The following is a 26,344-nucleotide window of genomic DNA, read 5'->3' as shown; positions in this document are numbered from 1 at the left end:
GGACCGCCCGGCCGCGTAGAGTGGCGACCATCATGTCCAAGAAGACTTTCGAGGAGCTTTTCACCGAGCTCCAGCACAAGGCCGCCAACGGCGACCCCGCGACCTCCCGCACCGCCGAGCTGGTCGACAAGGGCGTTCATGCCATCGGCAAGAAGGTCGTCGAAGAGGCCGCCGAGGTGTGGATGGCCGCCGAGTACGAGGGCAAGGAAGCCGCCGCCGAGGAGATCTCGCAGCTCCTGTACCACGTACAGGTGATGATGGTCGCCCGCGGCATCTCCCTCGACGACGTCTACGCCCATCTCTGAGCCGCACCCTCACCTCATCCACGCAACAACCAACAAAGGAAGCTGACCTCATGCTGCGCATCGCCGTCCCCAACAAGGGTTCACTGTCCGGACCTGCGTCGGCGATGCTCCATGAGGCCGGCTACCAGCAGCGCAAGGAGTCGAAGGAGCTCGTCCTCGTCGACCCCGACAACGAGGTCGAGTTCTTCTACCTGCGCCCCAAGGACATCGCCATCTACGTGTCGGCCGGACGGCTCGACATCGGCATCACCGGCGAGGACCTGCTGATCGACTCCGGCGCCGACGCCGAGGCGATCCTGCCGCTCGGCTTCGCCCGCTCCACCTTCCGCTTCGCCGCGAAGCCGGGCACCGCGAGCGACATCGCGGACCTCGCGGGCAAGACCGTCGCGACCTCCTACGAGGGCATCGTCGCCAAGCACCTCGCCGAGCAGGGCGTCGACGCCTCCGTCGTCCACCTCGACGGCGCCGTCGAGACCGCCATCGAGCTGGGCGTCGCCCAGGTCATCGCGGACGTCGTGGAGACCGGCACCTCCCTGCGCAACGCCGGCCTGGAAGTCTTCGGCGACCCGATCATGAAGTCCGAGGCGGTCGTCATCCGCCGCAGGGGCGCCGACACCGAGGACCCGAAGGTGCAGCAGTTCCTGCGCCGCCTCCAGGGCGTCCTCGTCGCCAGGTCGTACGTGATGATGGACTACGACTGCCGCGCCGAGCACCTGGAGCAGGCCGTCGCCCTCACCCCGGGCCTCGAGTCGCCGACGATCTCGCCGCTGCACAACGAAGGCTGGGTGGCCGTCCGCTCCATGGTCCCCGCCAAGGAGGCCCAGCGGATCATGGACGACCTGTACGCCATCGGTGCGCGGGCCATCCTGACCACGGCCATCCACGCCTGCCGCCTCTGACCGGCCCCCGATCCGGTAGGAGCACCGCCTCATGTCCGACAGCCCCGTCAGCCCCGACAGCCCAGCCGTTCCCGACCTGCCCGTCACCTTCCGGCCGACGCGGACCCGGGCCGTCCTGCTCACCGCGGGCGCCACGATCTTCGTGGTGATCACGGTGATCGCCTTCCTGCTGCCCAAGCTCAGCCCGGGGGAGCGGACCAGCTTCGTCTTCACCGGCGCGCTCCTCTTCGGCGTGCTCGTGCTGCTCAGCAGGCCCAAGGTCGTCGCCGACGACTCCGGGGTGACCGTCGTCAACATCGCGACGAGCCGCCGTCTGGCATGGGCCGAGATCGTGCAGGTCAACCTCCGCCCCGGCGACCCCTGGGTCTTCCTGAACCTCAGCGACGGCACCAGCCTCCCCGCGCTGGGCATCCAGCCGGGCATCGGCAAGCAGCAGGCCATCACCGACGCCCGCGCCCTGCGCGCGCTCGCCGACGCGCGTACGGCGCACGACGACTAGGGCGACAACTGGGCCCTGGACGTTCCGCGTCAGGTCTTGATTAATCTGTTGGCGGGGCGTGCGTGAGTGCCGCCCCGCCCCTGACGGGCCCGCCCGGCTCCCAGGGGCCCCTGCTAACCGAGGAGTGACTCCCTCCGGCGATGGACGGATCGTCCTGTAGTACCTGCGCCGCCCCCTCCCGACATACCGGGACCGGCACGACCGTAGAGGCGGCGGCATGACAGTGCCCCTGCTGCTTCTCGGGGCGGCATTCCTGCTGATTCTCGCCAACGGCTTCTTCGTGGCGGCCGAGTTCGGCCTCGTCACCGTCGAGCGGCCGGACGCGGAGAAGGCCGCGGCCGACGGCGACCGAAGGGCCCGTACGGTCGTCAGCGCCCTCAAGGAGCTGTCCTTCCAGCTCTCCGGCACCCAGCTCGGCATCACCATCACCTCGCTCGTCGTCGGCATGCTCGCCGAACCGGCCCTCGCGCACCTCCTCGCGGGCCCGTTCACGGCGGTCGGCGTCCCCGAGGGCGCCGTCGGCGGTGTCTCCGTAGTGGTCGGCATGCTGCTCGCCTCCGCCGTACAGATGGTCATCGGCGAGCTGGTGCCCAAGAACTGGGCGGTCTCCAGGCCGCTGCAGGTCGCGCGGTTCGTCGCGGGCCCGCAGCACGCCTTCTCGCGGCTCTTCCGGCCCGTGATCGCTCTCCTGAACGCCGTGGCCAACCGGCTGGTGCGGGCCCTCGGCGTCGAGCCCGCCGAGGAGCTGGCCTCCGCCCGCACCCCCGGCGAACTGGTCTCCCTGGCCCGGCACTCGGCGCAGGCCGGTGCCCTGGAGCAGGACACCGCCGACCTGTTCGTCCGCACCCTCTCCCTCGGCGAGCTGACCGCGCAGCACGTCATGACGCCCCGCGTGAAGGTCAGCGCGCTGCAGTCGTCGGCGACCGCCGAGGACGTGGTGAACCTGACCCGCGCCACCGGCCTGTCCCGCTTCCCGGTCTACGACGAGCGGATCGACGAAATCGTCGGCATGGTGCACCTCAAGGACGCCCTCGCGGTCGCCGCCCACGAGCGCCTCAGGACGCCCGTGCGCCGCATCGCGCAATCCCCGCTGCTCGTTCCCGAGACGCTGCCCGTGCAGCCCCTCCTGGAGCGGCTGCGCAGCGAGCAGCCCATCGCCGTCGTCGTCGACGAGTACGGCGGCACGGCGGGCGTCGTCACCCTGGAGGACATCGTCGAGGAGCTCGTCGGCGAGGTCCGCGACGAGCACGACCTCCTCGACCTGCCCGAGCTGTGCGCGGCGCCGGCCGAGGACGGCAGGCCCGCCTGGGACGCCGACGGCAGCTGCCGCGTCGACACGCTCCGGCGCATCGGGCTCAACGTGCCCGAGGGCCCGTACGAGACCGTCGCCGGCCTCGTCGCGGATCTCCTCGGCCGCATCCCGGCCCCCGGCGACCGGGCCGAACTCCCGGGCTGGCGGCTCTCGGTGCGCCAGGTCGGCCACTACCGCGCCGAGCGGGTCAGGATCGCGAGAACCGCGGACACCTTGGCCACCTCGGCCACCTCGGCCACCCCGGCCACCCCCGTTCCCCCGGCTCCCGTGGAGGCCCTGCGATGAGCCTGCTGCAACTTCTCTTCGCGGTCCTGCTCGTGCTCACCAACGGCTTCTTCGTGGGCGCCGAGTTCGCGCTCGTGTCCGTGCGGCGCAGCCAGATCGAGCCCCTGGACACCAAGCGGGCCCGCCAGGTCCTGTACGGCCTGGAGCATCTGCCGCAGATGATGGCGGCCGCCCAGTTCGGCATCACCGTCTGCTCGCTGACGCTCGGCGCGGTCGCCGAGCCGACCGTCGCACATCTCCTGGAGCCGGTCTTCGAGGCGGTCCACCTGCCCGAGGGGATGATCCACCCCCTCGGTTACGTGATCGCGCTCGCCGTCGTCGTCTTCCTGCACCTCGTCATCGGCGAGATGCTCCCGAAGAACCTCGCGATGGCGGCCCCCGAGAAGACCGCCCTCTGGTTCAGTCCGGGCCTGGTCGCCTTCGCGCGGCTCTGCCGGCCGGTGACCGTGGCGCTCGGGGCGTGCTCCCGCGTCGTCCTGCGGCTCTTCGGAGTGGAGCCGAAGGACGAGGTCGAGGCGGTGTTCACCAGCGTGCAGCTGGGCCGCCTCGTGGAGGACTCCGGGCAGGCGGGGCTGCTCGACCCCGTGGAGCAGGAGCGCCTGGAGGACGCCCTGGAGCTGGGCTCGCGCCCGGTCACCGACGTCCTGCTCGACCGGGCGTCCCTGGTCACCGTGGGTCCCTCGGTCACCCCGGCCCGCGTCATCGAGCTCACCGGGCGCACCGGCTACTCCCGCTTCCCGGTCTGCGCGGAGAACGGCGCCTTCATGGGTTACCTCCACGTGAAGGACGTCCTGGACCTGGAGGAGACCGACCGCGCCGTGCCGCAGCAGGTCTGGCGCCCGATGACCACGCTGCGGGCCGAACTGCCGCTGGACGACGCCCTGACCGTGATGCGCCGCGCGGCGACGCACCTCGCGCAGGTCGCCGACGCGTCCGGCAAGGTGCTCGGCCTGGTCGCCCTGGAGGACGTCCTGGAGCTCCTGGTCGGCGAGGTCCGTGACCCGGCGCACCGGGTCACGGTGCAGCGGACGCCGCCGCCGGAGGATGCCGAGGGCGCCAGGGACTCCGCGCTCGCCGTCAGCCGGGTGGGCTGAGCCTCCCGGGCCGGGCGGGGCGTCCCGGGGGTCTCAGATCCCCGGGGCGTCCTGCGGTCCCCGGCCCGAGAGCACCTCTCCGTAGGCCTGCATCAGGTCGGGCAGCCGGAGGGTCGACAGGTCGTCGCGCCCCGGTTCGCCGGGGTAGCCGGAGAGCCGCAGGTCGCGGTAGGCGCAGCTCTTCTCGTACAGCGTGCGCAGGAACCGGCCGTTGCCGAGCTCGTCGATCCAGGCCTGGTCGACGACGTGCCCGCTGATGGAGCGCAGCTCTTCGAGTGCCTCCTCGTCCCACACGTCCCCGTTGTCGGCCGCGAGGACCTCGCCGATGGCGGTGAGTTCGAGCGGGCGGTACGAGGGGAAGTCGACGCGGGTCGTGAAACGCGAGGAAAGGCCGGGGTTGGCGGCGAGGAGCCGGTCCATGCCCTCGGGGTAGCCCGCGAGGATGACGACGAGGTGGTCACGGTTGTCCTCGGCCCGCTTGAGGAGGACCTGCAAGGCCTCGTCTCCGTAGGCATCGCCCTTGCCGTAGCCGGAGTTGGAGAGGGAGTAGGCCTCGTCCACGAAGAGGACGCCGCCGATCGCCGAGTCGATCAGTTCGTTGGCCTTCACGGCGGTCTGGCCCAGGTACTCACCGACCAGGTCCGCGCGTTGCGCCTCCACCAGGTGGTCGCCGCCGAGCAGGCCGAGCGCGTAGAAGACGCGGCCGAGGATGCGGGCCACGGTGGTCTTGCCGGTGCCCGAGGGACCCGAGAAGACGAAGTGTCGTTTCGGCGGCTGCACCGGCAGGCCCTGCGCGGCGCGCAGACGGGCCATGTTCAGCTGCGCGGAGAGCGCCTTGACCTGGCGCTTCACCGGTTCAAGACCCACCATGCCCTCCAGCTCGGAGAGCGCGGCCGCCAGGAGCGCGGGGTCGGTGGGGCCCGGGGGCAGCTGCGGTGGGCCCGCCTTGATCGGGATGATCGCCTTCTCGCGGACGGCGTCGGCTTCGGAGGGCTTGGAGGGCTTGGAGGGCTTGGACGGGTTCGAGGGGCTGGTGGGGCCTGCGGGGCCGCCTGGGCCGCCGGTGCCGGTGCCGGTGGTGGGGCCGATGCCCGGCGGCAGCTGGGTATCGGTGACCTTCACGTCCCGCCCCTCGGTGCCGAACAGCGTGTCGATGCCGTCGGGCCCCTCCAGTACGTCCTGCCCCGCGCCGGTCAGACTGATCGCGGCGGCGAGATCGGCCGCCTCGTCGTACCCGTCGCCTTCGGAGATCGCCGCCAGTCGCGCCGAGGTGTCCATGAAGGAGGCGTCGACCCGGTGCACCGCGCGGTACAGCGGCAGGGCGGCCGCCGAGCGGCCGGTGCCCTCGTGCGCGCGGGCCAGCCAGTACCGCAGCTCCTTGCGCTGCGGCTGTTCGCTGCGGCAGCGCATGAGGGCGGCGGACAGCAGGGGCTCCGCCTGCCCGTACATCTCCAGGCGGACCCGGGCCATGCCTCCGAAGAGCCCGGCCTCGATGCCCAGCATGGGGTCGTCGATCAGCGGGTCCGTGTGGCGCACCAGCTGCTCCCAGTCCTTGACCAGGTAGGAGCGGCAGGCGTGCAGGAAGCGCACCTGCGGGTCCGCGTCGACGGGCGGCAGGCCCGCCAACGCCCGGTCGAGCTCCGGGACATGGCGGCCGTCGAGCCAGTGCGAGGCGTGCGCGAGCAGCAGGTCGCGGGTGCTCTCCAGGACCGGCTGCACCCACCAGCCCAGCCAGTACCAGGAGTTGAGGGCGCGCGCGTGCCGGGTGCGCTGCTCCCCGAACCGGTCCCGGTGCTGGAACATCCGCAGTAACGCCGTCGTCGTGTCGATCCGCAGCGCGTGCAGTCCGAGCCAGCCGTCGGCCATCCCCGGATCCATCCGCACCGCCGTCCGGAATTCCTCCTCCGCCTGCGGATAGGCGCCCATGGTGTAGGCGTCGACGCCCCTCAGCCAGGCGAGGTCGGCCGGAGCGGGTGAGCCCACCGCGTCGAAGTCCATCAGGTCCCCCACAAACCGTGCCCCCGTTTGCGTACCGCCGGACCGGTGCCCGCCGGCGACTGCGCTGAACCACTGCGCTGAACCACTGTGCTGCGGACGGGAGTTGGTTCGATGCGCAGAGCAGCCGTCCGAAAAGGCGCATCGAGATGCATCGTACCTGCGGGGGAGCGGTCGGCCGTAGGGTGCCGCACCGGCGGATCGGCTGGAAAGAGCCGATGCGGGTCCTGCCCGATGGTGACCGAGGGTGAGCGAATGGCGGCATCCGGCGGTCGGAAACCGGGCTCGGCGGGCAGAACGAAGCCCCCGATCACGGGGGAACAACCGGGGGCTTCGCGTCTGCGGGCGGTGTCGCAACACCGCACATTCAGAACGTAAGTCCTGTAAGGGCCCCGGGTCAAGCGTAGTTGGGGCACTGGCGAAAAACTGGCGAGGCCAACTGGAAGCGGTTTTCCGGAGGTTCAGCGGATCGCCGATGGCCCTTAACTCTGCGTGATGACTCAGGCCTGTGTAGGCGCCACTCCAGGCCCGGGAAGCACCTCGTATCCCTCTGGGCGCTGTCGTACCAGAAAGTGGGCGAAGGGCCGGGAGGGGTCCTCGGTGAAGTGCCGGCGCTCCTCGGGCTCCCAGCCGTCCCAGAAGTCACTCTGGACCGCCCCGTCCCGCCGGCGCCCCCGCCGCCATGCCTCCTCGCGCGGCACATCCATCCACAGCACCGCGGCGAGGTGCGGCCGCAGCGCCCGGCGGCCCGCGCCGACGCCCTCGACGATCACCACGGGCGCGGGCGGCAGGAGCTCGTCGGCGGGACCGAAGCGGCGCTCGTTCCAGTCGTACGTCGCGTAGCGCGCCGTCTCCCCGCGCGAGAGGGGACCGATGACCTGCCGGCGCAGCCGCTCCGTCCAGCCGAAGAGCTCCGCGTGGTTCGCGATGTCGTCGAGCCGCAGCACGGGCGCGTCGCCGGAGGCCTCGGACAGACGGCGGGCGAACGTCGACTTTCCGGAGCCCGCGTGCCCGTCCACGGCGATCAGACGGACGGGGCCGCAGGAGGGCGCCAGGCGTCGCAGGGTGTCGGCGAGGCGGGGGAGCGGGGTGGGCGGGTGTCCGGTCATCACGGGTAAGGGTACGACCGCGGAAGGATGTGTTCCGCGCGCCGTCGCAGGTCATGCCATTGGTTGAGGCCAATATTGATGCGCGCGACAGTGCCCGAAGCGCTGGCAGAAGTCGGCCGGGAACAGCCATAGTTGGCCCACTTCCGTGCACCTGACCCGACCCATCCGGATCTCGCCGGAAACCACGTCGACTGGGGGTCCCTCCATGGACCGAGCAGACCGAGCAGACCGAACCGGTGGCACCGAGCCAACCGGCAGAGCGGGCCGCGCCGACGCCGTGACCCGCAGAACCGTGATCGCCACGGCAGCCGCGGCGGCGGCCCTCGCGGCGACCGCGAGCCCCGCCCTGGCCGCGGGGCCGACGGGCGACCGGCGCCGCGCCCCGCGCGCGGACCGCTTCGTGGACAACCGTTTCTGGAGCTCGCTCGAGGACTGGCGCACCGGCACCCCGGAGGGCACGGCCGTCGTCACCGATGCCCGCCCCGGCCTGCGCATCGCCGAGCCCGCGGGCCGCACCGACTACGCCGACCCGCACACCGGCAGGACCACCACCTGGGAGTACGCCCGGTGGACGTCGCCCGCGCACCGCTCCACCGTCCCCGCCACGGAGCTCATCGCGTCCTGGAACGCCCGCACCCCGGCCGGCACCTGGCTCCAGGTCGAGCTGCGGGGCACGTACTCGGACGAGACGCAGTCGCCCTGGTACGTGATGGGGCGCTGGGCCTCGGGCGACGACGAGGAGATTGACATCCGGCGGACCTCGGTCGACGACCAGACCGATGACAAGTCCACGGTCTGGACGGACACGCTGTCCCTGGACGACACGGCCGGCGGCCTGCGCATCGTCTCGTACGAACTGCGTCTGACGCTCTACCGCAAGCCGGACGCCACCGTGACCCCCACGGTCTGGCGGCTCGGCGCGATGGCCTCGGCGGTCCCCGACCGCTTCACGGTCCCCGCGTCGAAGCCGGGCCTCGCCAAGGAGCTGAAGGTCCCGCGCTACTCGCAGGACATCCACAAGGGCCAGTACCCGGAGTACGACAACGGCGGCGAGGCCTGGTGCAGTCCGACCTCCTCGCAGATGATCATCGAGTACTGGGGGCGCGGGCCGACCGCCGAGGACCTGGCCTGGGTCGACCCCTCCTACGCCGATCCGCAGGTGTGCCACGCGGCCCGCTTCACGTTCGACTACCAGTACAACGGCTGCGGCAACTGGCCCTTCAACGCCGCGTACGCGGCGACGTACAGGGACCTCCAGGGCGTGGTGACCCGCCTCGCCTCGCTCACGGAGCTGGAGACGCTGATCGCCGCGGGCATCCCGGCCATAACGTCCCAGTCGTTCCTCAAGGAGGAGCTGACGGGCGCGGGGTACGGCACGGCGGGCCATCTCATGACGGTCATCGGCTTCACGGCGGCCGGCGACGTGATCGCCAACGACCCGGCGTCGCCCAGCAATGCGGCGGTCCGCCGCGTCTACAAGCGGCGGGAGTGGGAGAACATCTGGCTCCGGACGAAGCGCTACAACGCCACCGGAAAGGTCGTGTCGGGCACGGGAGGCGTCTGCTACCTGTACTTCCCGGTGAAACTGTCCGCACGGCAGCGTGGCGCGCTGGCCGCGGTCGGTATTCGCTGACCAGCCGCCTCCGGGTGGGCGTCCGTCAACGGGTGCCCATCAGCAGGCGTTCGAGCTCAGGGGCGGTGGCTGGTGCGGGCGCGCCGCACCCGGCCGGTACCGCAGCATCACGAACTGGGTGCCCGTCTCCGGCAGGGGGCTGGCGGCGGACGCGACGACCCAGCCCGGCCCCTTCGCGGCGTGGTTGATCTGGCGCACGGCGCCGTCGGGGTGCAGGTGGTACGAGGTCGCGGTCGCCAGATAGATGGGGCCCGCGAGCGGGTCGTGCCGGACGTCGCTCGCCAGGTCGATGAGCGCGGGGTCGGCGGGGCGGTTCGTGACGGCCCGCCGGAGCGCCGGGCAGGCCTCGCGCGCCCAGTCCTCGGCCCAGTCCAGGAGCACGTCGTGCCGGGCCTGGTCGTCCAGCAGCACCCAGCGCATGATGTTGGACGGCGGGCGCCCGCCGGGGAAGAGCGCCTTGAACTCGTCGTTGCACGCCACGACGTTCCAGTGCTCGTCGGAGAGGTAGGCCATCGAGCCCGTGACCCCCTCGACGACCGCCCGCCAGGCCGCGCCCATCGGCGTCGAGCCCGCTAAGTCCTGCCCGTCCGGCTGCACTTGCCCGTCCTCTTCATGTCGCCCGCAGGTCGGCACCGGCGCGATCACGCGCGTCCCGCCAGCCTAGTCAGCGTGCGCGGCAGGGCGTCCGGGGGCCCTACCGCAGCTATAGGGGACGTGGATCCCACCTGTAGGTGACATGTGTGTGCCCGCCCCCGCATGGGGACGGGCACACACGTCGGCTCAGCACCGACTCAGCGGTCTTCGCGGAACGAGTCGCGCATTCCCTCTGCCCTGTCGCGCATGTCGTCCGCGGCGCCCTTCGCCTTGCCCTTGGCCTGATCGGTCTTGCCCTCGGCCGCCTTGCGGTTGTCGCCGGTGGCCTTGCCCATCATCTCTTTGGCCTTGCCCTTTGCCTTGTTCATGGCGCTGTCGCCCATGACGGCTCCTCTTGGTCGGGGATGCTCCCACGCTAAGAGGAGCGGCGGAAAGCCGCATCTCGGGCAGTTCGGACGCGCGACGCGATCAGTTCAGCGCGGCCGAGGTGGTGTAGTAGAAGGTCACCTTGGGCCAGCCGCGGGACATGCCGATCTCGTTGAGAGCGTTCGCGATCTCCGTCGGGGTGATCTGCTTCGCCGCCGGCGCGTTCTCGATGTTGATCCTGAACGAGATCTCCATCCTCGCGTCGATGTCACCGATGCTGGCGTCACCGCGGAACTCGATCCCGTTCGCGACATCGACGGACGGGTCGGCGGCCTGGGCGGCGGCGGCTTTGGCACCCTCGCCCGCCGCCCCCTCGCCCGCCGCGCCGTCGGCAGCCGTGGCGGTCCCCGCCGACGCCAGGGCCGCTCCCGCGGCGGCGCTGCCCGAGTAGCCCAGCAGGGCGCGTCTGGAAACTCCGGTCATGTTCGTTCCCCTCCCATGATCTTCTGGATCTCCCCCCTGGAGATCGACCGCGAGCATAAGGGCGGAAGGCGCGACTCAGTACTGAATGGGATCATCCGCTTGTTGCCGGGTCCACCACCCAGTCCGGGTGCCCCGGCATCGGCGGCGTCTTCGAGCCGTACAGCCAGGGGTGCAGGAAACCCTCCAGATCCTCGCCCGCGACCTTCGAAGCGAGGTCGACGAACTGCCGCGTGCTCGCCGTGCGCCCCTCGAAGCCGCTCACCCACGCACGCTCGATCTTCTGGAACGTCGCGTCGCCGACCCGCTCGCGCAGCGCGTACAGGACCAGGGCCGAGCCGTCGTACCGCATGCGCTTGAAGAGGTTCGGCTCGGTCGGCTCGGCGGGCGCGCCGAAGTCGCGGCGCCAGATGTCGTGGTTCTGGTACGCGGTCTTCATGGCGGCCTCGAAGCTGTCCCCGCCGTGCCGCTCCGAGTACGCACGCTCGTAGAAGCGGGCATGTCCCTCGCTCAGCCACAGGTCGGACCAGCTCTTGAGGGCCACGCTGTCGCCGAACCACTGGTGGGTCAGCTCGTGCACCATGTTCCGCTCGGCGTCGACCCGGGTGCCGAGCAGGTCCGCCTTCGGGACGAGCGACAGGGTCTGCGTCTCCAGGGCCACACCGAGGTCGGTGTCGCCGACCAGCAGGCCGTAGCGGTTGAAGGGGTAGGGGCCGAGCTTCTCCTCCAGCCACTTCAGGTGGTCCGGGGTGAGCGCGCGGTACGCGGCCGTCGGTTCGACCAGTGCGTCCGGGACGACGTCGCGCAGCGGGAGCCCGCCAGGACCCTCGCTGTCGACCAACTGGAACTTGCCGACGGCCAGCTGCACCAGCTGGGTGGAGAGCGGCTGTTCGGAGTCGTACGTCCAGCGCACCCCGCCGTCGGGACGCTCGGCGCGCGAGACCAGCCTGCCGTTGGCGACGGCCGTGCGGTCGCCCGGTGTGGTGATGCGGAAGGTGATCGGCGCGCGCTGACTGGGATGGTCGTTGGCCGGGAAGATCAACCGGGCGCCGTTCGGCTGGGGATAGACCACCGTGCCGTCGGGCGTGGGTATCCAGCCGTAGTCCTCGATGGCGTCGTCGCGGTGCCGGGTCTGCGTCGGGTCGGCGGTGTACGAGACCTTGACCGTGAAGGAACTGCCCTTGGTTATCGGGGACTTGGGCGTGACCGTGAGTTCGTCGCCCGCGCGCGAAGCGGCCGCCGCGGAGCCGTTCACGGTGACCTTGTGCAGGGTGTTGCCGCCGAAGTCCAGGTTGAAGCGGGACAGTGCCTGGGTGGACCGGGCCCGGATCGTCGTCGTCGCCTCGAAGGGCGTCTTCGGTGCCTGCCAGTCGAAGTCCAGGTAGTAGCGCTCCACCTCGTACCCGCCGTTCCCGTCCAGTGGGAACATCGGGTCACCGAGGCCGGGCGCACCCGGAGACGGCTTCTCCGCGATGGCCGGGGCGGCCTGCGAGACCGGCGCGGTGAGGGCGGCCGCGGCGGTGATCGCGGCCGCGATGGCGAGCCGGCCTGCGCGGCGCGGGCGGGGCGTCGTCCGTTTCGTGCTCATCGGAAACCTCTCGGTCGTACGGTGCGCGGGCGAACGGACGGGAGGGACACCCCGCCGTCCGGTGTTAGACGCCCGGCGTCACGTCCGAGTTGCGGGGTGACCAAGCTCTCTCCCGCAAAAGGGTTTCCGGCTGGCATGGTGGAAGAGGTCCCGTGGGGGTGCAGTCACCGCCGGGGGCCTGTGGGGGAGTCCTGCCAGACGAGACGAGACGTCAGTGAGAAAGCCATGACCGCGACCTCTGCCACCGCCCTCCGCGCGAAGGCCCGTACCGGCGGCCCCAAGGAAGACGGGCCCAACCTCCTGGAGCACTTCGCGGGCTGGACCCTCGTCGTCGTCCTCGCGATGCTCGTCACGCAGACCGGTCTGCTGTGACGCCGCTCTCCTGACCGTCCGGGCCACCGCTCCCCGAGCCACCGCTCTCCCGGCCGCCGGCCTCGTCGAGGCCGGCCCGCCAGTGCCGCCCCGGCACGCCCACCAGGCCGTACAGCCACCGCACCGGTGATCGCCGGTGCAGCAGTGTGACGCCCGCCACGACCGCGAAGAGCGGAAGGCCGAGCCACCCGCCGGCGAGGCGCACCAGCACGCTCGCGAAGAGCGCGCCCGCGAACGGCAGCCCGTAGACCCCGGCCGCCGCGATGGCGATGCCCAGGAAGCGCGGCACCTGCCGGTCCTCGTCGGCGCCCGGCAGCGACCAGCCCTCCATGAGCCAGCCGATCTCGGTCGCCAGCATGGTGCCGATCACCGCGGCCCCGAACAGCAGCAGTGCCAGAAATGTCCCGGACGTCACGAAGTCCAGTACGTGGTTGACGACGCTGTCCCGCGACCAGTCGGCGAAATCCTCCGCGCCGGGTGAGAGGAACCGCTCGTACCCCCTGCCGTCCCACCCGTGGATCAACGTCCCGAACAGCAGGAAGTACCCCCCGACGCACTGCAGGTACGCCCAGTAGCCGGCCCCCACGAGCACCAGTCCCTGCGCCACCAGGAACCCGAGGATCGCGGCCACGGGGATCCCGCCCGCGTAGAAGAGCAGGAACCCCGCCCACACGCCTTCGTGGCCGTCCGCCACGTGCATGGTCGACCACGACGGGTTCTGCCACAGCAGGAAGAGCCCTGTCGGCACCATCAGGACGGCGGCGAAGAGCGCGGTGAGCGCCAGATACGGATTGGCGGCGCGGCTGCGCGTGCGCGGGCCCTCGCCCGCGTTGATCCGCTCCCACACCTGAAGCTGCCGCCCGGCCGAGAGGGCGAACGTGGCGCCCGCCGCGTACGCCCAGAACAACGCCGCTTGTATCTGGATCATGCCGTGGCCTTCAGCGTCAGCCCGCCCGCCACGATCGAGTCCGACGTGACCAGGGCCTGCTCGGCGCTCACGTCCGTCATGAAGATGAACGGCGGCACGAGGGGCGGCACCGGCAGCTTGTCGGGAGTGAAGGTGAGACAGAGGATGCCCTCCAGGCATCCCTTGAACTTGGTCAGATAGAGGGTGACCTGGCCGCTCAGGTCCAACGTGTCGGCGCCGAGGGCGAGTTCACGTCCGCCGTCCCGCGTCCTGAGCTGATAGTCGGTGAGCGAGGCGGCCTTCATCCGCAGCACCATGACCTTCAGCGGCCCGTCGGCGGTCGGGATCTCGCGGACGCCCGCGACGATGAAGCCCTGGGGGGCGAAGAGCGTGGTGGTGATGGTGGGCGGGGTCCTGGCCGCCACGATCGACTCGGCGGGCGCCGCCTTCGCCGGGCTCCCGTTCACGATGCCCGCGACGATCACCACGGGCAGCAGCACCCCGAGCGTCCGCGTCCCCTGCCCGTCGCGCACCCTGGGGCGCGTCGGATCCTCCTCGGCGTCCTCCGGCACCGGCGTCCAGCCGAACCCCATGGCGCTGCCCGCGATGCCGAGCAGCATGCCGACGAGGAATCCGCCGAGGTTGGTGGCCGCGAACGAGAGCACCGACAGGATCAGGGCGTTGACGCTCACGTAGTGGTGCGTGTGCGGCAGCAGCCACAGGAAGAGCCCCGCCACGACCAGCGCGATCCCGATGCCGAGCGCCGCGATCCCGCCGAGTCCCAGGCTGACGAGGACGGTCAGCGGCGAGAGCGGGATCAGGAGCAGTTCGGCGCCGCCGAGGATCATGAGCAGTCCGCCCCAGAACGGCCGGGTCCGCCGCCATCTGCGGACGGCCCGGCGCTGCTCGGGCCACGGCAGCCGCCGGTCGAGCCAGCCGCCGCCGTCGCGGCGGAAGGGTCTGACGCCTCCTCTGCCGCCGCCGGTCAGAAGCACTTCTTGCCGCCGAGGCTGACGTCGACCCGCATGCCCTTGAGCCGGAAGTTGCCGCCGGTCGCCGACCAGGCGTTCGACTTCACTCCGGAGACCGTGATGTCTCCGGCCTGGAGCCCGAACTTGCCCCTCTCGCCCTTGATTCCGGGGACCTCGTCGAGCGTCGAGGCGTCCCGGCCGATCTGTGCGGTGCCGAAGCGGGCGTCGCCGGTCAGGTCCTCGCCGTCGATGATGAGGTTGCTCGCGGTGACGTTGCCCGCGTCGCCGCCCGCCGTCAGCTTGAACACGACGGTCCCGAGCGGAGTCTTGACCTCGGCGGCCTGGCAGATGTCGGAGAGGGTCGCGTCACCGATCCCGAGGAGCGCCACCGGGTGCCCCTTCCCGTCGATGTCCCGGTCCGTCTGTACGTACGAGGACAGGCCCTGGCTGGTCAGCTTGCCGGACGACACCTGGAAGCTGGTGCCGGAGACGGCGAAGGACGCGGCGAGCGCGCCCTCGGCCATCACGGAGGCCATCACACCGACGGCCAGGACGGCCGGCAGGGCCACCACGGCCGTCTTCTTCCAGGATGTTCTGCCCTCGCGTAACGCGGTGCGGCTTGCGTTCACTGTCGTTCCTCCCGTACGTCGTTCCGCGTCCGTAGGCGTGCGTAAGGGGAGTGCGTGGGGCCGTCGGGAGCCGGACCGGCAGCCGGCAGTGGTCTGCCATACTGCGGACGATCCCGAGGCAGTTGGAGACTAGGGCCGAAATTGAATAATAGTCAACAGCGCGGAACGGACCGCTCGGCGGCACGTCGTGCCGAACTCATCGTCATCGGACGGAAGTTGTTCGCCGACACGTCCTACGACGCCCTGTCGATGGACGACATCGCGAAGCAGGCGGGCGTCGCCAAGGGGCTGATCTACTACTACTTCAAGTCGAAGCGCGGCTACTACCTGGCGATCATCGAGGACTCCGTCACGGACCTGGTCGCGCGCGCGGGACGCCACGACGACCTCCCGCCCGTGGAGCGGGTGCAGCGCACCGTCGACGGCTATCTGCGCTATGCCGAGCACCATCAGGCGGCGTACCGCACGATCATCAGCGGTGGCGTCGGCTTCGACGCCGAGGTGCAGGCGATACGCGACGGCGTGCGCGAGGCGCTGATCGGGACGATCGCCGAGGGGGCGTACGGCCGCAAGGACGTCCCGCAGCTGGTGCGCACGGCCCTGCTCGGCTGGCTGTGCAGCGTGGAGGGCGTCACGCTCGACTGGATCGGCCGCCGGGGCCTGTCGCGCGAGACGGTCGGCGCGCTCCTGGTGCGGACCCTCGGGGACACGCTGCGGGTGATCGAGGACTTCGAGCCGTCGTACCCGGCCCCGGCACGCCCCTGAGCGGGCGCACGCGAAAGGGGCGGGAGCCGACCGGCTCCCGCCCCTCAACAGACCTGTCGAACAAGGTCAGTTGATGGCCTTGATCAGCTCACCGTTGGCCGTGTCCCCGCTGAGCTCCCAGAAGAAGGTGCCGCCGAGGCCCTGCTGGTTCTTGTAGTTCATCTTGCCCGCGATGGTCGCCGGGGTGTCGTAGCTCCACCAGTTGTTCCCGCAGTGCGCGTACGCGGTCCCGCCGACCGTGCCGTTGGCCGGGCACTTGGTCTTCAGTTCCTTGTAGTCGTCGATGCCCTGCTCGTACTTGCCCGCGGCCGGTCCCGTCGCGGTGCCGCCGGGTGCCTTCTGCGTGACGCCCGTCCAGCCGCGGCCGTAGAAGCCGAGGCCGAGCAGCAGCTTCTGGGACGGAACCCCGAGCGCCTTCAGCTTCTTGATGGTGGCGTCGGAGTTGTAGCCGGCCTTCGGGATGCCGGTGTACGAGGTCAGCGGCGAGTGCGGGGCGGTCGGGCCCTTCGCGTCCCAGGCGCCGAAGTAGTCGTACGTCATGGGGTTGTACCAGTCGACGTACTGGGCCGCGCCCGCGTAGTCGGCCGCGTCGATCTTGCCGCCCGTCGAGGCGTCCGCGGGGATGGCCGCGGTGACCAGGTTGTTGCTGCCGAACTTCGAACGGACCGCCGACATCAGGTTCTTGTACGCGGCGCGCCCGCTCGTGTCACAGGTCAGACCGCAGGCGTTGGGGTACTCCCAGTCGATGTCGATGCCGTCGAAGACATCGGCCCACTTGGAGTTCTCGACGAGGTCGTAGCAGGACTGGGCGAAGGCCGCGGGGTTCTTCGCCGCCTCGGTGAAGCCGCCCGACCAGGTCCAGCCGCCGAACGACCAGAGGACCTTGAGGTTCGGGTGCTTCTTCTTCAGCTTGCGCAGCTGGTTGAAGTTGCCGCGCAGCGGCTGGTCCCAGGTGTCGGCGACGCCGTCCACGGACTGGTCGGCGGTGTAGGCCTTGTCCGTCGCCGCGTAGGCGTCGCCCATCGTGCACTTGCCGCCCTGGACGTTGCCGAAGGAGTAGTTGATGTGCGTCAGCTTGTTGGCGGAGCCGGACGTCTCGATGTTCTTGACGTGGTAATTCCGGCCGTAGACGCCCCACTCGGTGAAGTATCCGACGACCTTGGAGCCTGCGGCGGCCTCCTGCGCGGTGGCGGTCTTCGCGGCCGCGCCCTTGTCCGGGTCGGCGGCGGCGCTGCCCGCGCCGGCCAGCAGGCCCGCGCCGAGGACGGCGCAACAGGTGGTGGCGATGAGCGCCCGGAAGGAGGCGCGGGGGGAGTGCGGTCTGGGCATCGTGTCTCCTCGTGGGGGGACCGGGAGGGGGGAAGTGCTGCTGCTGAGGACCTGCGCGAGCGACTTGGCATGAACGCGGTAAGCCGTTTCGGGGGAACAGTAGGAGGACTAGACCAGTGCGTCAATGGTTCGTACCAATCCGGGCCGCGGCACCGATCTTCGGCTATCTTTCGAGTAAGCGGTCGTTAACTAGTGACGGGCTGCCGCCGATCGGGCATACTCAACGCGCCACAGCCGCTGGTCAGCTGCTTCCGAGACCCGGAAGGAGACCCCGGCTCGGCACGTTTCCCGGCGGCGCCGCCCCACCCAGCGCGGGCGTCCGCCGCAGCCCCACAGGGAGGAGAGCGTCATGCCCGACCACATCACGCAGTCGGTGGAGCGTCAGCTGCCCACGGATGAGGCCAGGGATCTGCTCTCGCTGGTCCGGGACATCGCCCAGCGCGAGATCGCCCCGAGGGCGGCCGAGGAAGAGGACGCCGGGCACTTCCCCCGCGAGGTCTTCACCCTGCTCTCCGAATCCGGCCTGCTCGGCCTGGCGTACGACTCCGAGTTCGGCGGCGGCGACCAGCCCTACGAGGTCTACCTCCAGGTCCTGGAGGAGCTCGCCGCCGCGCGCCTGACCGTCGGCCTCGGCGTCAGCGTCCACTCCCTGTCCTGCCACGCGCTCGCCAACTACGGCACCAAGGAGCAGCAGGCCGAACACCTGCCCGCGATGCTCGGCGGCGGCCTCCTCGGCGCGTACTGCCTCTCGGAGCCCGCCTCGGGCTCGGACGCCGCGTCCCTGCGCACGAAGGCGGTGCGGGACGGCGACGAATGGGTCGTCACCGGCACCAAGGCCTGGATCACGCACGGCGGCGTCGCCGACTTCTACACGGTGCTCGCCCGCACGGGCGGCGAGGGCCCCCGAGGTGTCACGGCCTTCCTGGTGCCGGGCGACGCCGAGGGGCTGAGCGCCGCGGCGCCCGAGAAGAAGATGGGCATGAAGGGCTCGCCCACCGCCCAGATCCACTTCGACGGGGTGCGCGTCCCCGACTCCCGCCGCATCGGCGAGGAGGGCCAGGGCTTCGCCATCGCGCTCTCCGCGCTCGACTCGGGGCGGCTCGGCATCGCGGCCTGTGCGATCGGCGTCGCCCAGGCGGCGCTCGACGAGGCCGTCACGTACGCGACGGAGCGGAAGCAGTTCGGCAGGCCCATCGCGGACTTCCAGGGCCTGCGCTTCATGCTCGCGGACATGGCGACGCAGATCGAGGCGGGCCGGGCGCTCTATCTGGCCGCGGCCAGGCTCCGCGACACGGGTCGGCCGTTCGCCAAGCAGGCGGCCATGGCCAAACTGCTGTGCACGGACGCCGCGATGAAGGTGACGACGGACGCCGTGCAGGTACTGGGGGGATACGGCTACACCGCGGACTTCCCCGTGGAGCGCCTCATGCGCGAGGCCAAGGTGCTGCAGATCGTCGAGGGCACCAATCAGATCCAGCGCATGGTCATCGCACGTCACCTCGCGGGTCCCGACTCGCGCTGAACTGGCCGCGGCGCACGGGCGGGGCCGAGAGCCGGGCCCACTCCGGATCGTGGTGTCCGGGCAGCGTCCGGCCGCGGTCGGCCCAGTGGCGGAGCAGAGCGCGGTAGATCGGTGGGTCCTGGAAGTAGGGCGGCTGGTAGGGCTGGTACGTCTGCCCGTACTGCTGATGCGGCTGTTGGTGTACGTGCTGTGGTGGCTGCTGGTACACGTGCTGCTGCGGTGGGGGCGGCCCCTGAGTGTGGGGTGACTGGTGCGGCGACTGGTGCTGCGGGGGATCCGGAGGGTGCCGGGGAACCGATTCTGCGACGGGCAGCGTCACCAGGGTGCGCCGCCGCCGACCGGTGGGAAGGTGCGCCGGGCCCGCGTCCGCACCCGTTTCCATGGGGGTCATACCAGGGCAACGCGCACTGTCGCGACGAAGTCACCGGCCAGGCGAATAGGGCGTCTGTTCACGGCGTGCCCGTGGAGGCGGTGAAGGTTCGGGCGGGTGTGCGATGCGTGTCCCGCGAACGGTCCGGCACGTGTCTGGCTCCGGCCTATGAACTGACGTAGCGTCAACTCCACGCCGGAGGGCCCACCGCCTCCGCCACCCTGAACTGCCGTGCGACCAGGGAGGTTTGCCGTGGCAGACGACCGTCCGGTCCCGCTCGACGAGTACCCCGTGCACCAGGTCCCCCTGTCGATGAAGCACGTCGCGACGGGCGACCGCAACGCCTACGACCGGTGCATCTTCCATCTCTTCGACCACCAGGGCCGCGCCCTGCTCATCCTCGGGCTCGGCGTCTACCCGAACACCGGTGTCATCGACGCGTACGCCACCCTGCGCATCGGCGACACGCTCCATGCCGTACGCGCCGGTGACGCCCTGGGCGAGGACCGCATGGACCTCCGCGTCGGGCCGCTGAGCATCACCGTCGACGAACCGCTGCACCGCCTCCGTCTGCGGTGCGCCCCCGACCCCGACGACCCCGCGTCCCTCTCCTACGACGTCACCTGGACCGCCGACTTTCCCGCCCTGTGGGAGCCGCACCACGTCCAGCGCCGCGGCGACCGGCTCACCCTCGAAGGGCGCCGCTTCGTGCAGGCGGGCCGGCCCGCCGGGATGATCCGCGTGGGCGGCGAGGAGATCGCCGTCACGGCGGGGGAGTGGACCGCGACCCGTGACCGCAGCTGGGGCGTGCGGCCCATTCCCGGCGAGGAACGCGGGCGCCTGGAGGAGGAGTTCGCCACCGAGGGCTTCCACTGGATCTGGTGCCCGGTGCGCTTCGAGGACCGCTTCCTCATGGTCATCGCCCAGGAGGACGCGGACGGCTACCGCACCCTCAACGACGCCACCCTCGTCCGTCCGGGCCTGCGCGACCGCCAACTCGGCTGGCCGCGTACCGACATCGCCTACCGCTCCGGCACCCGCCACCCCGAAAGCGCGGTCATCCACCTCACCGACCCCGACGACCGCAAGCCGCTGGAAGTCGACGTGCGGGTGCTCGCCTCACTGCCCCTGGCCGTGGGTGCCGGATACCCGCCCGCCGACGACTGGCAGCACGGCACCTGGCACGGCCGCGACTGGACCGACCGCCGCACCTACGACCTGTCGGACCCCGCCGCCCACCCCCTCGCCGCGTACGGCGTCATCGACCACGCCGCGCGCTTCACCCTCAACGGGCAGACCGGATACGGCATTTTCGAGCACGGCAGCTTCGGCCGCCACGACCCGAGCGGTTTCACCGGATTCGACTCCGTGGCGCCCTGAGGGCACGGGCCGGAGGAAGGAGTACGGACATGGCAACGGCACCCCGACCCCGCACCACCACCCGCGACCCGGAAGACCTCGCCCGACGCCTCGGCGCCTGGCTCGACACCCGGCTGCCCGGCGCCAAGGCGGTCGATGTGACAGCCCCCGAGTCCAACGGCATGTCCAGCGAGACCCTGCTCTTCACCGTCGAACACCCCGAACCGCCCATCACCGGCTGCGCGTTGCGGGTGGCGGCCGACCCGGTGGCGTACACGGTCTTCCCCGTCTACGACATGCCGCGCCAGTACCGCACGATGCGGCTCGTCGCCGAACACACCGACCTGCCGGTGCCGCGCGTGCTGTGGCTGGAGGAGGATCCGGGCCCGCTCGGCGCGCCCTTCTTCGCCATGGAGCGCGTCGAGGGCCGCGTCCCGCCCGACGTCATGCCCTATACGTACGAGGGCAATTGGCTGCACGCCGCCACTGACGCCGAACGCGCGCACCTCGAAGAGGCCTCGGTCCGCGTCATCGCCCACCTGCACGACCAAGTGCCGCCCGGCGCGGCGGAGTTCCTCGTGCCGCCGGGCGTGGGCACTCCGCTGCACCGCCACGTCGCGGCCCAACGCGCCTACTACGCCTGGGTGGTGAGCGGGCTGCCCCGCTCACCCGTCATAGAGAGCGCTTTCGACCGTCTCGAGAAACTGTGGCCCCGCGACGAGGGTGAGGCCGTTCTCAACTGGGGTGACGCACGCATCGGAAACATCATCTACGACGGCTTCGAGCCCGCCGCGATCCTCGACTGGGAGATGGCGTCGCTCGCCCCGCGCGAGGTCGACCTCGGCTGGGCGGTCTATCTGCACCGGTTCTTCCAGGACCTGACGGTGAGCTTCGGGCAGCCCGGGCTGCCGGACTTCCTGCGCCGCGACCGTATCGAGGAGACGTACGCCCGGCTCACCGGGCACACGCCGCGCGACATGGACTTCTACACGCTGTACGCGGCCCTGCGGCACGCGATCGTCATGCTGCGCGTCGCCTACCGGCAGGTCCACTTCGGCGAGGCCGCCGCACCCGGGAGCGCGGCGGTCGCGGACACATTGATCCTGCACCACGGCAGCCTGGCCGCCATGGTGCGGGGCACCTACTGGTGAATCAGGCGGCGGGCCGGTCCTGCCGCGGCACGCGGATCGGGCGCGAGCCCGGTCCGTGCACGTGCGAGAAGGGCTGCGTCCGCCAGTCGAGTCCCTGAGGGAGCGTCAACAGCAGGGCGGTGTCCTGCTCCTGAACCTCCATCGACTCGTCGGCGGGCGTGGCGTCGGTGGCTGCCCGGCCGGTGCCGGCGCAGACCGTGAGACCGAACGGGTTCCACGGAGTCGGGCACAGCGCGTGCTCCGGCAGCACGTCCTCGTCCGCGAGCAGCGCGATGGGCTGCTCGCAGTCGGGGCAGTTCACCCGGTACATCTCAAAGGTGTCGTAGGCGTCCAGGAAGGCGTCTGCCGGTTCGACGCCCTCCGGCTCGGGCTCGACGGCCGGCTGCTGCTTTGCGCGGGCAGACCTGCCGGGGCGCTTCAAATTCTGCATGGGAATCTCCCCCTCGGGTGGGCCGACAAGGCGCTGCGGCCTCGACCACAGCAAGCACTTCCCGTCCCGTCGTAGAGGTAATCGTTGCATCCCTTCGGACACGGTCACGAGAGTGTGTCGTTCGTCACATGCCAAATGGAGTTGCCCGCCCCGCAAAGTCGGCCCCTCAGGTATCCGCCGAGATCAAGAGCCCTGTAGGTTCGGCGCATGGAGGAGCTGGACCGACAGATCGTGCAGCTGCTCGTCAAGGACGGGCGGATGAGCTACACCGACCTGGGCAAGGCCACGGGCCTGTCCACGTCGGCCGTGCACCAGCGGGTGCGCCGGCTGGAGCAGCGGGGCGTCATCCGCGGCTACGCGGCGGTCGTCGACCCCGAGGCCGTCGGGCTGCCGCTCACCGCGTTCATCTCGGTGAAGCCGTTCGACCCCAGCGCCCCCGACGACATCGCCGACCGGCTCGCGGGCGTCCCGGAGATCGAGGCGTGCCACAGCGTCGCCGGCGACGAGAACTACATCCTCAAGGTCCGCGTCGCCACCCCGCTTGAGCTTGAGCACCTGCTCAGCCGCCTGCGCGCCCTCGCGGGCGTCTCCACGCGCACCACGGTCGTCCTCTCCACTCCCTACGAGGCGCGCCCGCCCCAGGTGTGACCCCCGCGCGGGCCCCCCGCCGGCAGGGGCGAGACTGGTCCCATGAGCGAGAGCACCACCCCCCAGGATTCGCAGAACCACCGCACCGTGCTGCTGCGCGGCGGTGACGTCCACAGTCCCGCCGACCCGTTCGCCACCGCGATGGTCGTCGAGCGGGGGCACGTCGCCTGGGTCGGCTCCGAGGGCGCCGCCGATTCCTTCGCCGACGGCGTCGACGAGGTCGTCGATCTCGAAGGCGCCCTGGTCACCCCGGCCTTCACGGACGCCCACGTACACACCACGGCCACCGGCCTCGCGCTGACGGGACTGGACCTGACCGGGGCCCGCTCGCTCGCCGACGCACTCGTTCTCGTACGCGAACACGCCGCCGCGCGGCCGCACGACACCGTCCTCCTCGGCCACGGCTGGGACGCCGCCCGGTGGCCCGGCGGCCGCCCGCCCACGCGCGCGGAGCTCGACGAGGCGACCGGCGGCAGGCCGCTCTACCTCTCCCGCATCGACGTCCACTCGGCCGTGGTCACCACCGCGCTGCTCGACCTGGTGCCCGGCGTCACCGAGCGTGCCGGCTACCACCCGGACGCCCCGCTGACCGCCGACGCCCACCACGGCGTGCGCGCCGCGGCGCTCGGCGCGATCACCGCGCGGCAGCGCACGGAGGCCCAGCGCGCCGCGCTCCGGCACGCCGCGTCCCTCGGCATCGGCTCCGTGCACGAGTGCGCGGGCCCCGAGATCTCCGACGAGGACGACTTCACCGGACTGCTGCGGCTCGCCGCCGAGGAGCCGGGGCCGCGCGTCGTCGGCTACTGGGCCGAGCGGGACGTCCGGCGCGCCCGGGAGCTCGGCGCGGCCGGCGCCGCCGGTGACCTGTTCGTCGACGGCGCCCTCGGCTCGCACACCGCCTGCCTGCACGAGCCGTACGCAGACACCGACCGGGGTGCCGCCCATACCGGCATCCCCTACCTGGACGCCGCCGACGTCGCCGCCCACGTAGTGGCCTGCACCGAGGCGGGCCTCCAGGCGGGCTTCCACGCCATCGGGGACGCCGCGGTGACCTCCGTGGTCGACGGCATGCGCGCGGCCGCCGAGAAGGTCGGTCTCGCGCGCGTGCGCGCCGCCAGGCACCGTGTCGAGCACGCCGAGATGCTCACGCCCGAGACGATCGCGGGCTTCGCCGAGTTCGGCCTCACCGCCTCCGTCCAGCCCGCCTTCGACGCGCTGTGGGGCGGCGAGGACGGCATGTACGTCCAGCGCCTCGGCGCCGACCGGGCCCGCACCCTCAACCCGTTCGCGGCGCTGCTGCGCACCGGTGTGCCGCTGGCGTTCGGCTCCGACAGCCCCGTCACACCGCTCGACCCGTGGGGGACCGTCCGCGCCGCCGCCTTCCACCGCACGCCCGAGCACCGGATCTCCGTGCGTGCCGCCTTCACCGCGCACACCCGCGGCGGCTGGCGGGCCGTCGGCCGCGACGACGCGGGCACCCTGGTGCCGGGCGCACCCGCGGACTACGCCGTGTGGCGTACCTCCGATCTGGTGGTGCAGGCCCCGGACGACCGGGTGGCCCGCTGGTCGACCGACCCCCGCTCCGGCACGCCCGGCCTGCCCGATCTGTCGCCGGGCGCCCAACTCCCCGTGTGCCTGCGCACGGTGGTGGCCGGACGGCCCGTGTTCGTGCGGCCGGAAGAGTGATGTCCCGGCGGTGCGCGCCGCGGGTCGCGGCCCGGCACCGCCTCGCACGACCTGGGCATCCTCGGCGCTGACCTGGCGGTCTGTGAAGTCACCGCAGATCAGCGGGGTATTGACAGAGAGCCGCCGTGGGCCGGTAGGTTCGGCCGGGTCCACCACAGGACGTCCGACCGGCGACCCTCCACGCAGTCGTCGAACGCCGCTGGATCACAGGTGGTGTGCCGCACCGGCGCACCATCACTGGGAGCCAGGTCCAGCGTCCGCGACGCGGAGGCGAGGGAACGCAACAGCCGGCCGGCAGGTGTGACCCGGGTGGGGCCCGGACGCTCAGTAGACAACGGCTCTCGGTCGATCCGCAGCCAGCGGGTCCCAGGCCGGCCCGAAGGGCGCCGGGCCCCGATCCGCAGTACGTCCCGTGCCGTCGCTGCGTCGCAGGCCGCGGCCACTATGGTGGTCCTCTGCGTACGAACGAAGGGGCAGTAGTGAACGACGGCGGCGGGGTCTCCGAAGCGGGGGACCAGGGGAGGCGGTTCGGCTCGCTCGGCACGGCCTTGGTGATCATTCCGACCTACAACGAGGCGGAGAACATCAAGTCCATCGTCGACCGGGTGCGGGCCTCCGTACCGGACGCGCACATCCTGGTCGCCGACGACAACAGCCCCGACGGCACCGGCAAGATCGCCGACGAGGTCGCGGCCGACGACGAGCAGGTCCACGTGCTGCACCGCAAGGGCAAGGAAGGGCTCGGCGCGGCCTACCTCGCGGGCTTCCGCTGGGGCCTCGACAACGACTACGGAGTCCTCGTCGAGATGGACGCCGACGGCTCCCACCAGCCCGAGGAACTGCCCCGCCTGCTCACCGCGCTGAAGAACGCCGACCTCGTGCTCGGCTCGCGCTGGGTGCCGGGCGGTCGGGTCGTCAACTGGCCCAAGCACCGCGAGTTCATCTCGCGCGGCGGCAGCACCTACTCGCGCCTCCTGCTCGACGTGCCCATCCGCGACGTGACCGGCGGCTACCGCGCCTTCCGCCGCGAGACCCTCGAAGGGCTCGGCCTCGGCGAGGTCGAGTCGCAGGGGTACTGCTTCCAGGTCGACCTGGCGCGCCGCGCGGTCAAGGCGGGCTACCACGTCGTCGAGGTGCCCATCACCTTCGTCGAGCGTGAGCTCGGGGACAGCAAGATGAGCCAGAACATCGTCGTCGAGGCGCTGTGGCGGGTCACCGCCTGGGGTGTGGGCGAGCGCGTCGGCAAGGTCATCGGCCGCAAGCAGCCCTGAGCCCCCAGCGTGGGCGGGGCTTCTTGATCATCCCCTTATGCCGGACTGAGGCGGGCCCAGGCACACTGGGAGCATGACGACTGGCGCACCGCCTCCCATCCGACCCGCCCGGCCCCGGCGCTCCGGGCCCCTGAGGTTCCTGCCGCTCGGCATCGCCGCGTGGCTGGTCCTCGAGATCTGGCTGCTCACCGTGGTGGCGGGAGCCACCAGCGGGTTCGTGGTCTTCCTGCTCCTGGTGGGCGGCCTCGTGCTGGGCTCCGCGGTGATCAAGCGCGCGGGCCGCAGGGCCTTCCGCAAGCTCAGCGAGGCGGTGCAACAGCAGCAGAGCGGCGTGACGCCCGCTCCGGAGACCGGGGGCGGCAGCGCCCTGACGATGCTGGGCGGCCTCCTGATCATCCTGCCGGGGCTCGTCTCGGACGCCCTGGGGCTGATCCTGCTGGTCCCGCCGGTCCAGAAGGCCCTCGGGCGGTATGCGGAGCGGACCTTCGAGCGCAAGGTGCGCGAGGCGACGCCCGGTGGCCTGGGCGACGCCTTCCAGCAGGCCCGGATGCACCGGCCCGACGGCAAGGTGGTCCAGGGCGAGGTCATCAGGGACGACGAGCCGCCGACGCGGAGCCCGCGCCCGGACGACCCGCAGCTGCCGCACTGATCGCACCATGAACACACAAAGGGCCGGGGGGGGGGGGGCGCGCGGGGGGCGGGGGCGGGGGGGCGGGCGGGGGGGTGGGGGGGGGGGGGGCGCGGGGGGCGGGGCCGGGGGGGTGAGGGGGGTTGG

Annotated in this window: 26 protein-coding genes; 15 read left to right on the top strand and 11 right to left on the bottom strand. The window is 71.4% G+C overall.

From position 1 onward, the window contains the following. The first annotated feature begins 32 nt into the window (after window positions 1-32). The 5 genes from ACI2L3_RS29705 (at window position 33) to ACI2L3_RS29685 (ending at window position 4,394) form a co-directional block, all read left to right on the top strand. The gene (locus tag ACI2L3_RS29705; RefSeq protein ID WP_030951748.1) at window positions 33-305 is read left to right on the top strand and encodes a phosphoribosyl-ATP diphosphatase; all 273 of its coding nucleotides are present in this window, start codon (window positions 33-35) and stop codon (window positions 303-305) included. Window positions 306-355: 50 nt separating this feature from the next. Beyond that, complete coding sequence (gene hisG, locus ACI2L3_RS29700; protein WP_404755471.1) at window positions 356-1,204, top strand: ATP phosphoribosyltransferase; 849 nt, start codon at window positions 356-358, stop codon at window positions 1,202-1,204. A 31-nt stretch (window positions 1,205-1,235) separates the two neighbouring features. Then, window positions 1,236-1,703 carry a PH domain-containing protein gene (locus ACI2L3_RS29695; protein WP_404755470.1) on the top strand — a complete coding sequence of 156 codons (468 nt, stop codon included), beginning with the start codon at window positions 1,236-1,238 and terminating at the stop codon, window positions 1,701-1,703. A 217-nt stretch (window positions 1,704-1,920) separates the two neighbouring features. Next, on the top strand, window positions 1,921-3,300 hold the full coding sequence (locus ACI2L3_RS29690) for a hemolysin family protein (protein WP_404755469.1): 1,380 nt from the start codon (window positions 1,921-1,923) through the stop codon (window positions 3,298-3,300). Further along, window positions 3,297-4,394, top strand: a complete 1,098-nt coding sequence (locus tag ACI2L3_RS29685) for a hemolysin family protein (protein WP_404755468.1) — start codon at window positions 3,297-3,299, stop codon at window positions 4,392-4,394. The genes ACI2L3_RS29690 and ACI2L3_RS29685 overlap by 4 nt, the downstream gene beginning before the upstream one ends. Window positions 4,395-4,427: 33 nt before the next feature. Here the strand turns inward: ACI2L3_RS29685 and ACI2L3_RS29680 are convergent, their stop codons facing one another. Together ACI2L3_RS29680 and ACI2L3_RS29675 are read right to left on the bottom strand one after the other, a co-directional pair. Then, a complete protein-coding gene (locus tag ACI2L3_RS29680; RefSeq protein ID WP_404755467.1) occupies window positions 4,428-6,392 on the bottom strand; it encodes an AAA family ATPase in 1,965 nt (654 codons plus the stop codon). Window positions 6,393-6,889: 497 nt separating this feature from the next. Continuing rightward, the gene (locus tag ACI2L3_RS29675; RefSeq protein ID WP_404755466.1) at window positions 6,890-7,498 is read right to left on the bottom strand and encodes a uridine kinase; all 609 of its coding nucleotides are present in this window, start codon (window positions 7,496-7,498) and stop codon (window positions 6,890-6,892) included. Between the two features lie 205 nt (window positions 7,499-7,703). On the opposite strand from ACI2L3_RS29675, the gene ACI2L3_RS29670 reads away from it, so the two are divergent. Further along, the gene (locus ACI2L3_RS29670) at window positions 7,704-9,131 is read left to right on the top strand and encodes a peptidase C39 family protein (RefSeq protein WP_404755465.1); all 1,428 of its coding nucleotides are present in this window, start codon (window positions 7,704-7,706) and stop codon (window positions 9,129-9,131) included. A gap of 39 nt (window positions 9,132-9,170) precedes the next feature. Here the strand turns inward: ACI2L3_RS29670 and ACI2L3_RS29665 are convergent, their stop codons facing one another. From ACI2L3_RS29665 to ACI2L3_RS29650, 4 genes are all read right to left on the bottom strand, one after another. Continuing rightward, window positions 9,171-9,728, bottom strand: a complete 558-nt coding sequence (locus ACI2L3_RS29665; protein WP_404755464.1) for a hypothetical protein — start codon at window positions 9,726-9,728, stop codon at window positions 9,171-9,173. Window positions 9,729-9,922: 194 nt separating this feature from the next. Beyond that, complete coding sequence (locus ACI2L3_RS29660; RefSeq protein WP_404755463.1) at window positions 9,923-10,108, bottom strand: CsbD family protein; 186 nt, start codon at window positions 10,106-10,108, stop codon at window positions 9,923-9,925. 85 nt (window positions 10,109-10,193) lie between these two features. After that, window positions 10,194-10,574 carry a hypothetical protein gene (locus ACI2L3_RS29655; RefSeq protein ID WP_404755462.1) on the bottom strand — a complete coding sequence of 127 codons (381 nt, stop codon included), beginning with the start codon at window positions 10,572-10,574 and terminating at the stop codon, window positions 10,194-10,196. 91 nt (window positions 10,575-10,665) lie between these two features. Beyond that, complete coding sequence (locus tag ACI2L3_RS29650) at window positions 10,666-12,159, bottom strand: M1 family metallopeptidase (RefSeq protein WP_404755461.1); 1,494 nt, start codon at window positions 12,157-12,159, stop codon at window positions 10,666-10,668. Window positions 12,160-12,384: 225 nt separating this feature from the next. Between ACI2L3_RS29650 and ACI2L3_RS29645 the strand changes: the two genes are divergently transcribed. Then, window positions 12,385-12,531, top strand: coding sequence for an SCO1431 family membrane protein (locus ACI2L3_RS29645; RefSeq protein WP_404755460.1), 147 nt, complete (start codon window positions 12,385-12,387; stop codon window positions 12,529-12,531). On the opposite strand, the gene ACI2L3_RS29640 is transcribed toward ACI2L3_RS29645, so the two are convergent. The 3 genes from ACI2L3_RS29640 to ACI2L3_RS29630 are packed head-to-tail and all read right to left on the bottom strand — an operon-like array spanning window position 12,509 to window position 14,945. Further along, on the bottom strand, window positions 12,509-13,459 hold the full coding sequence (locus tag ACI2L3_RS29640) for a hypothetical protein (protein WP_404755459.1): 951 nt from the start codon (window positions 13,457-13,459) through the stop codon (window positions 12,509-12,511). The genes ACI2L3_RS29645 and ACI2L3_RS29640 overlap by 23 nt on opposite strands. Next, entirely contained in the window at window positions 13,456-14,433 is a 978-nt protein-coding gene (locus ACI2L3_RS29635; protein WP_404755458.1) for a DUF6114 domain-containing protein, read from the bottom strand. Before ACI2L3_RS29635 ends, ACI2L3_RS29640 begins: the two co-directional genes overlap by 4 nt. Then, a complete protein-coding gene (locus tag ACI2L3_RS29630; RefSeq protein WP_404755592.1) occupies window positions 14,424-14,945 on the bottom strand; it encodes a DUF6230 family protein in 522 nt (173 codons plus the stop codon). The genes ACI2L3_RS29635 and ACI2L3_RS29630 overlap by 10 nt, the downstream gene beginning before the upstream one ends. Before the next feature lie 234 nt (window positions 14,946-15,179). On the opposite strand from ACI2L3_RS29630, the gene ACI2L3_RS29625 reads away from it, so the two are divergent. After that, on the top strand, window positions 15,180-15,803 hold the full coding sequence (locus tag ACI2L3_RS29625; protein WP_404755457.1) for a TetR/AcrR family transcriptional regulator: 624 nt from the start codon (window positions 15,180-15,182) through the stop codon (window positions 15,801-15,803). A gap of 66 nt (window positions 15,804-15,869) precedes the next feature. Here the strand turns inward: ACI2L3_RS29625 and ACI2L3_RS29620 are convergent, their stop codons facing one another. Next, complete coding sequence (locus ACI2L3_RS29620) at window positions 15,870-17,132, bottom strand: glycoside hydrolase family 18 protein (RefSeq protein ID WP_404755456.1); 1,263 nt, start codon at window positions 17,130-17,132, stop codon at window positions 15,870-15,872. Window positions 17,133-17,481: 349 nt separating this feature from the next. On the opposite strand from ACI2L3_RS29620, the gene ACI2L3_RS29615 reads away from it, so the two are divergent. From ACI2L3_RS29615 to ACI2L3_RS29605, 3 genes are all read left to right on the top strand, one after another. Further along, entirely contained in the window at window positions 17,482-18,654 is a 1,173-nt protein-coding gene (locus ACI2L3_RS29615; RefSeq protein ID WP_404755455.1) for an acyl-CoA dehydrogenase family protein, read from the top strand. A gap of 622 nt (window positions 18,655-19,276) precedes the next feature. Continuing rightward, complete coding sequence (locus ACI2L3_RS29610) at window positions 19,277-20,404, top strand: hypothetical protein (RefSeq protein ID WP_404755454.1); 1,128 nt, start codon at window positions 19,277-19,279, stop codon at window positions 20,402-20,404. Between the two features lie 29 nt (window positions 20,405-20,433). Further along, entirely contained in the window at window positions 20,434-21,534 is a 1,101-nt protein-coding gene (locus ACI2L3_RS29605; RefSeq protein WP_404755453.1) for a phosphotransferase family protein, read from the top strand. 1 nt (window position 21,535) lies between these two features. On the opposite strand, the gene ACI2L3_RS29600 is transcribed toward ACI2L3_RS29605, so the two are convergent. Further along, on the bottom strand, window positions 21,536-21,964 hold the full coding sequence (locus ACI2L3_RS29600) for a hypothetical protein (protein ID WP_404755452.1): 429 nt from the start codon (window positions 21,962-21,964) through the stop codon (window positions 21,536-21,538). A 207-nt stretch (window positions 21,965-22,171) separates the two neighbouring features. On the opposite strand from ACI2L3_RS29600, the gene ACI2L3_RS29595 reads away from it, so the two are divergent. From ACI2L3_RS29595 to fxsA, 4 genes are all read left to right on the top strand, one after another. Beyond that, window positions 22,172-22,612 (top strand): Lrp/AsnC family transcriptional regulator, encoded by a 441-nt coding sequence (locus tag ACI2L3_RS29595; protein ID WP_150219824.1) that lies wholly within the window; start codon window positions 22,172-22,174, stop codon window positions 22,610-22,612. 42 nt (window positions 22,613-22,654) lie between these two features. After that, a complete protein-coding gene (locus ACI2L3_RS29590) occupies window positions 22,655-24,298 on the top strand; it encodes an amidohydrolase (protein WP_404755451.1) in 1,644 nt (547 codons plus the stop codon). Between the two features lie 479 nt (window positions 24,299-24,777). Then, window positions 24,778-25,569, top strand: coding sequence for a polyprenol monophosphomannose synthase (locus ACI2L3_RS29585; RefSeq protein WP_404755450.1), 792 nt, complete (start codon window positions 24,778-24,780; stop codon window positions 25,567-25,569). A gap of 73 nt (window positions 25,570-25,642) precedes the next feature. Beyond that, the gene (fxsA, locus tag ACI2L3_RS29580) at window positions 25,643-26,218 is read left to right on the top strand and encodes an FxsA family membrane protein (protein ID WP_404755449.1); all 576 of its coding nucleotides are present in this window, start codon (window positions 25,643-25,645) and stop codon (window positions 26,216-26,218) included. The last annotated feature ends 126 nt before the right edge of the window (window positions 26,219-26,344 follow it).

It is taken from the genome of Streptomyces sp. NPDC029674 (genome assembly GCF_044903205.1).
Lineage (GTDB): Bacteria > Actinomycetota > Actinomycetes > Streptomycetales > Streptomycetaceae > Streptomyces.
This window is presented reverse-complemented; position numbering and strand designations above follow the sequence as displayed.

Bases quoted from the DNA above. Each gene is read 5' to 3' on its own strand.
- ACI2L3_RS29605 (WP_404755453.1), top strand. From the start codon at position 20,434: ATGGCAACGGCACCCCGACCCCGCACCACCACCCGCGACCCGGAAGAC.
- ACI2L3_RS29600 (WP_404755452.1), bottom strand. From the start codon at position 21,964: ATGCAGAATTTGAAGCGCCCCGGCAGGTCTGCCCGCGCAAAGCAGCAG.
- ACI2L3_RS29590 (WP_404755451.1), top strand. From the start codon at position 22,655: ATGAGCGAGAGCACCACCCCCCAGGATTCGCAGAACCACCGCACCGTG.
- ACI2L3_RS29630 (WP_404755592.1), bottom strand. From the start codon at position 14,945: ATGGCCTCCGTGATGGCCGAGGGCGCGCTCGCCGCGTCCTTCGCCGTC.
- ACI2L3_RS29690 (WP_404755469.1), top strand. From the start codon at position 1,921: ATGACAGTGCCCCTGCTGCTTCTCGGGGCGGCATTCCTGCTGATTCTC.
- ACI2L3_RS29650 (WP_404755461.1), bottom strand. From the start codon at position 12,159: ATGAGCACGAAACGGACGACGCCCCGCCCGCGCCGCGCAGGCCGGCTC.
- ACI2L3_RS29645 (WP_404755460.1), top strand. From the start codon at position 12,385: ATGACCGCGACCTCTGCCACCGCCCTCCGCGCGAAGGCCCGTACCGGC.
- ACI2L3_RS29640 (WP_404755459.1), bottom strand. From the start codon at position 13,459: ATGATCCAGATACAAGCGGCGTTGTTCTGGGCGTACGCGGCGGGCGCC.
- ACI2L3_RS29620 (WP_404755456.1), bottom strand. From the start codon at position 17,132: ATGCCCAGACCGCACTCCCCCCGCGCCTCCTTCCGGGCGCTCATCGCC.
- ACI2L3_RS29685 (WP_404755468.1), top strand. From the start codon at position 3,297: ATGAGCCTGCTGCAACTTCTCTTCGCGGTCCTGCTCGTGCTCACCAAC.
- fxsA (WP_404755449.1), top strand. From the start codon at position 25,643: ATGACGACTGGCGCACCGCCTCCCATCCGACCCGCCCGGCCCCGGCGC.
- ACI2L3_RS29670 (WP_404755465.1), top strand. From the start codon at position 7,704: ATGGACCGAGCAGACCGAGCAGACCGAACCGGTGGCACCGAGCCAACC.
- ACI2L3_RS29705 (WP_030951748.1), top strand. From the start codon at position 33: ATGTCCAAGAAGACTTTCGAGGAGCTTTTCACCGAGCTCCAGCACAAG.
- ACI2L3_RS29695 (WP_404755470.1), top strand. From the start codon at position 1,236: ATGTCCGACAGCCCCGTCAGCCCCGACAGCCCAGCCGTTCCCGACCTG.
- ACI2L3_RS29615 (WP_404755455.1), top strand. From the start codon at position 17,482: ATGCCCGACCACATCACGCAGTCGGTGGAGCGTCAGCTGCCCACGGAT.
- ACI2L3_RS29595 (WP_150219824.1), top strand. From the start codon at position 22,172: ATGGAGGAGCTGGACCGACAGATCGTGCAGCTGCTCGTCAAGGACGGG.
- ACI2L3_RS29675 (WP_404755466.1), bottom strand. From the start codon at position 7,498: ATGACCGGACACCCGCCCACCCCGCTCCCCCGCCTCGCCGACACCCTG.
- ACI2L3_RS29655 (WP_404755462.1), bottom strand. From the start codon at position 10,574: ATGACCGGAGTTTCCAGACGCGCCCTGCTGGGCTACTCGGGCAGCGCC.
- ACI2L3_RS29680 (WP_404755467.1), bottom strand. From the start codon at position 6,392: ATGGACTTCGACGCGGTGGGCTCACCCGCTCCGGCCGACCTCGCCTGG.
- hisG (WP_404755471.1), top strand. From the start codon at position 356: ATGCTGCGCATCGCCGTCCCCAACAAGGGTTCACTGTCCGGACCTGCG.
- ACI2L3_RS29660 (WP_404755463.1), bottom strand. From the start codon at position 10,108: ATGGGCGACAGCGCCATGAACAAGGCAAAGGGCAAGGCCAAAGAGATG.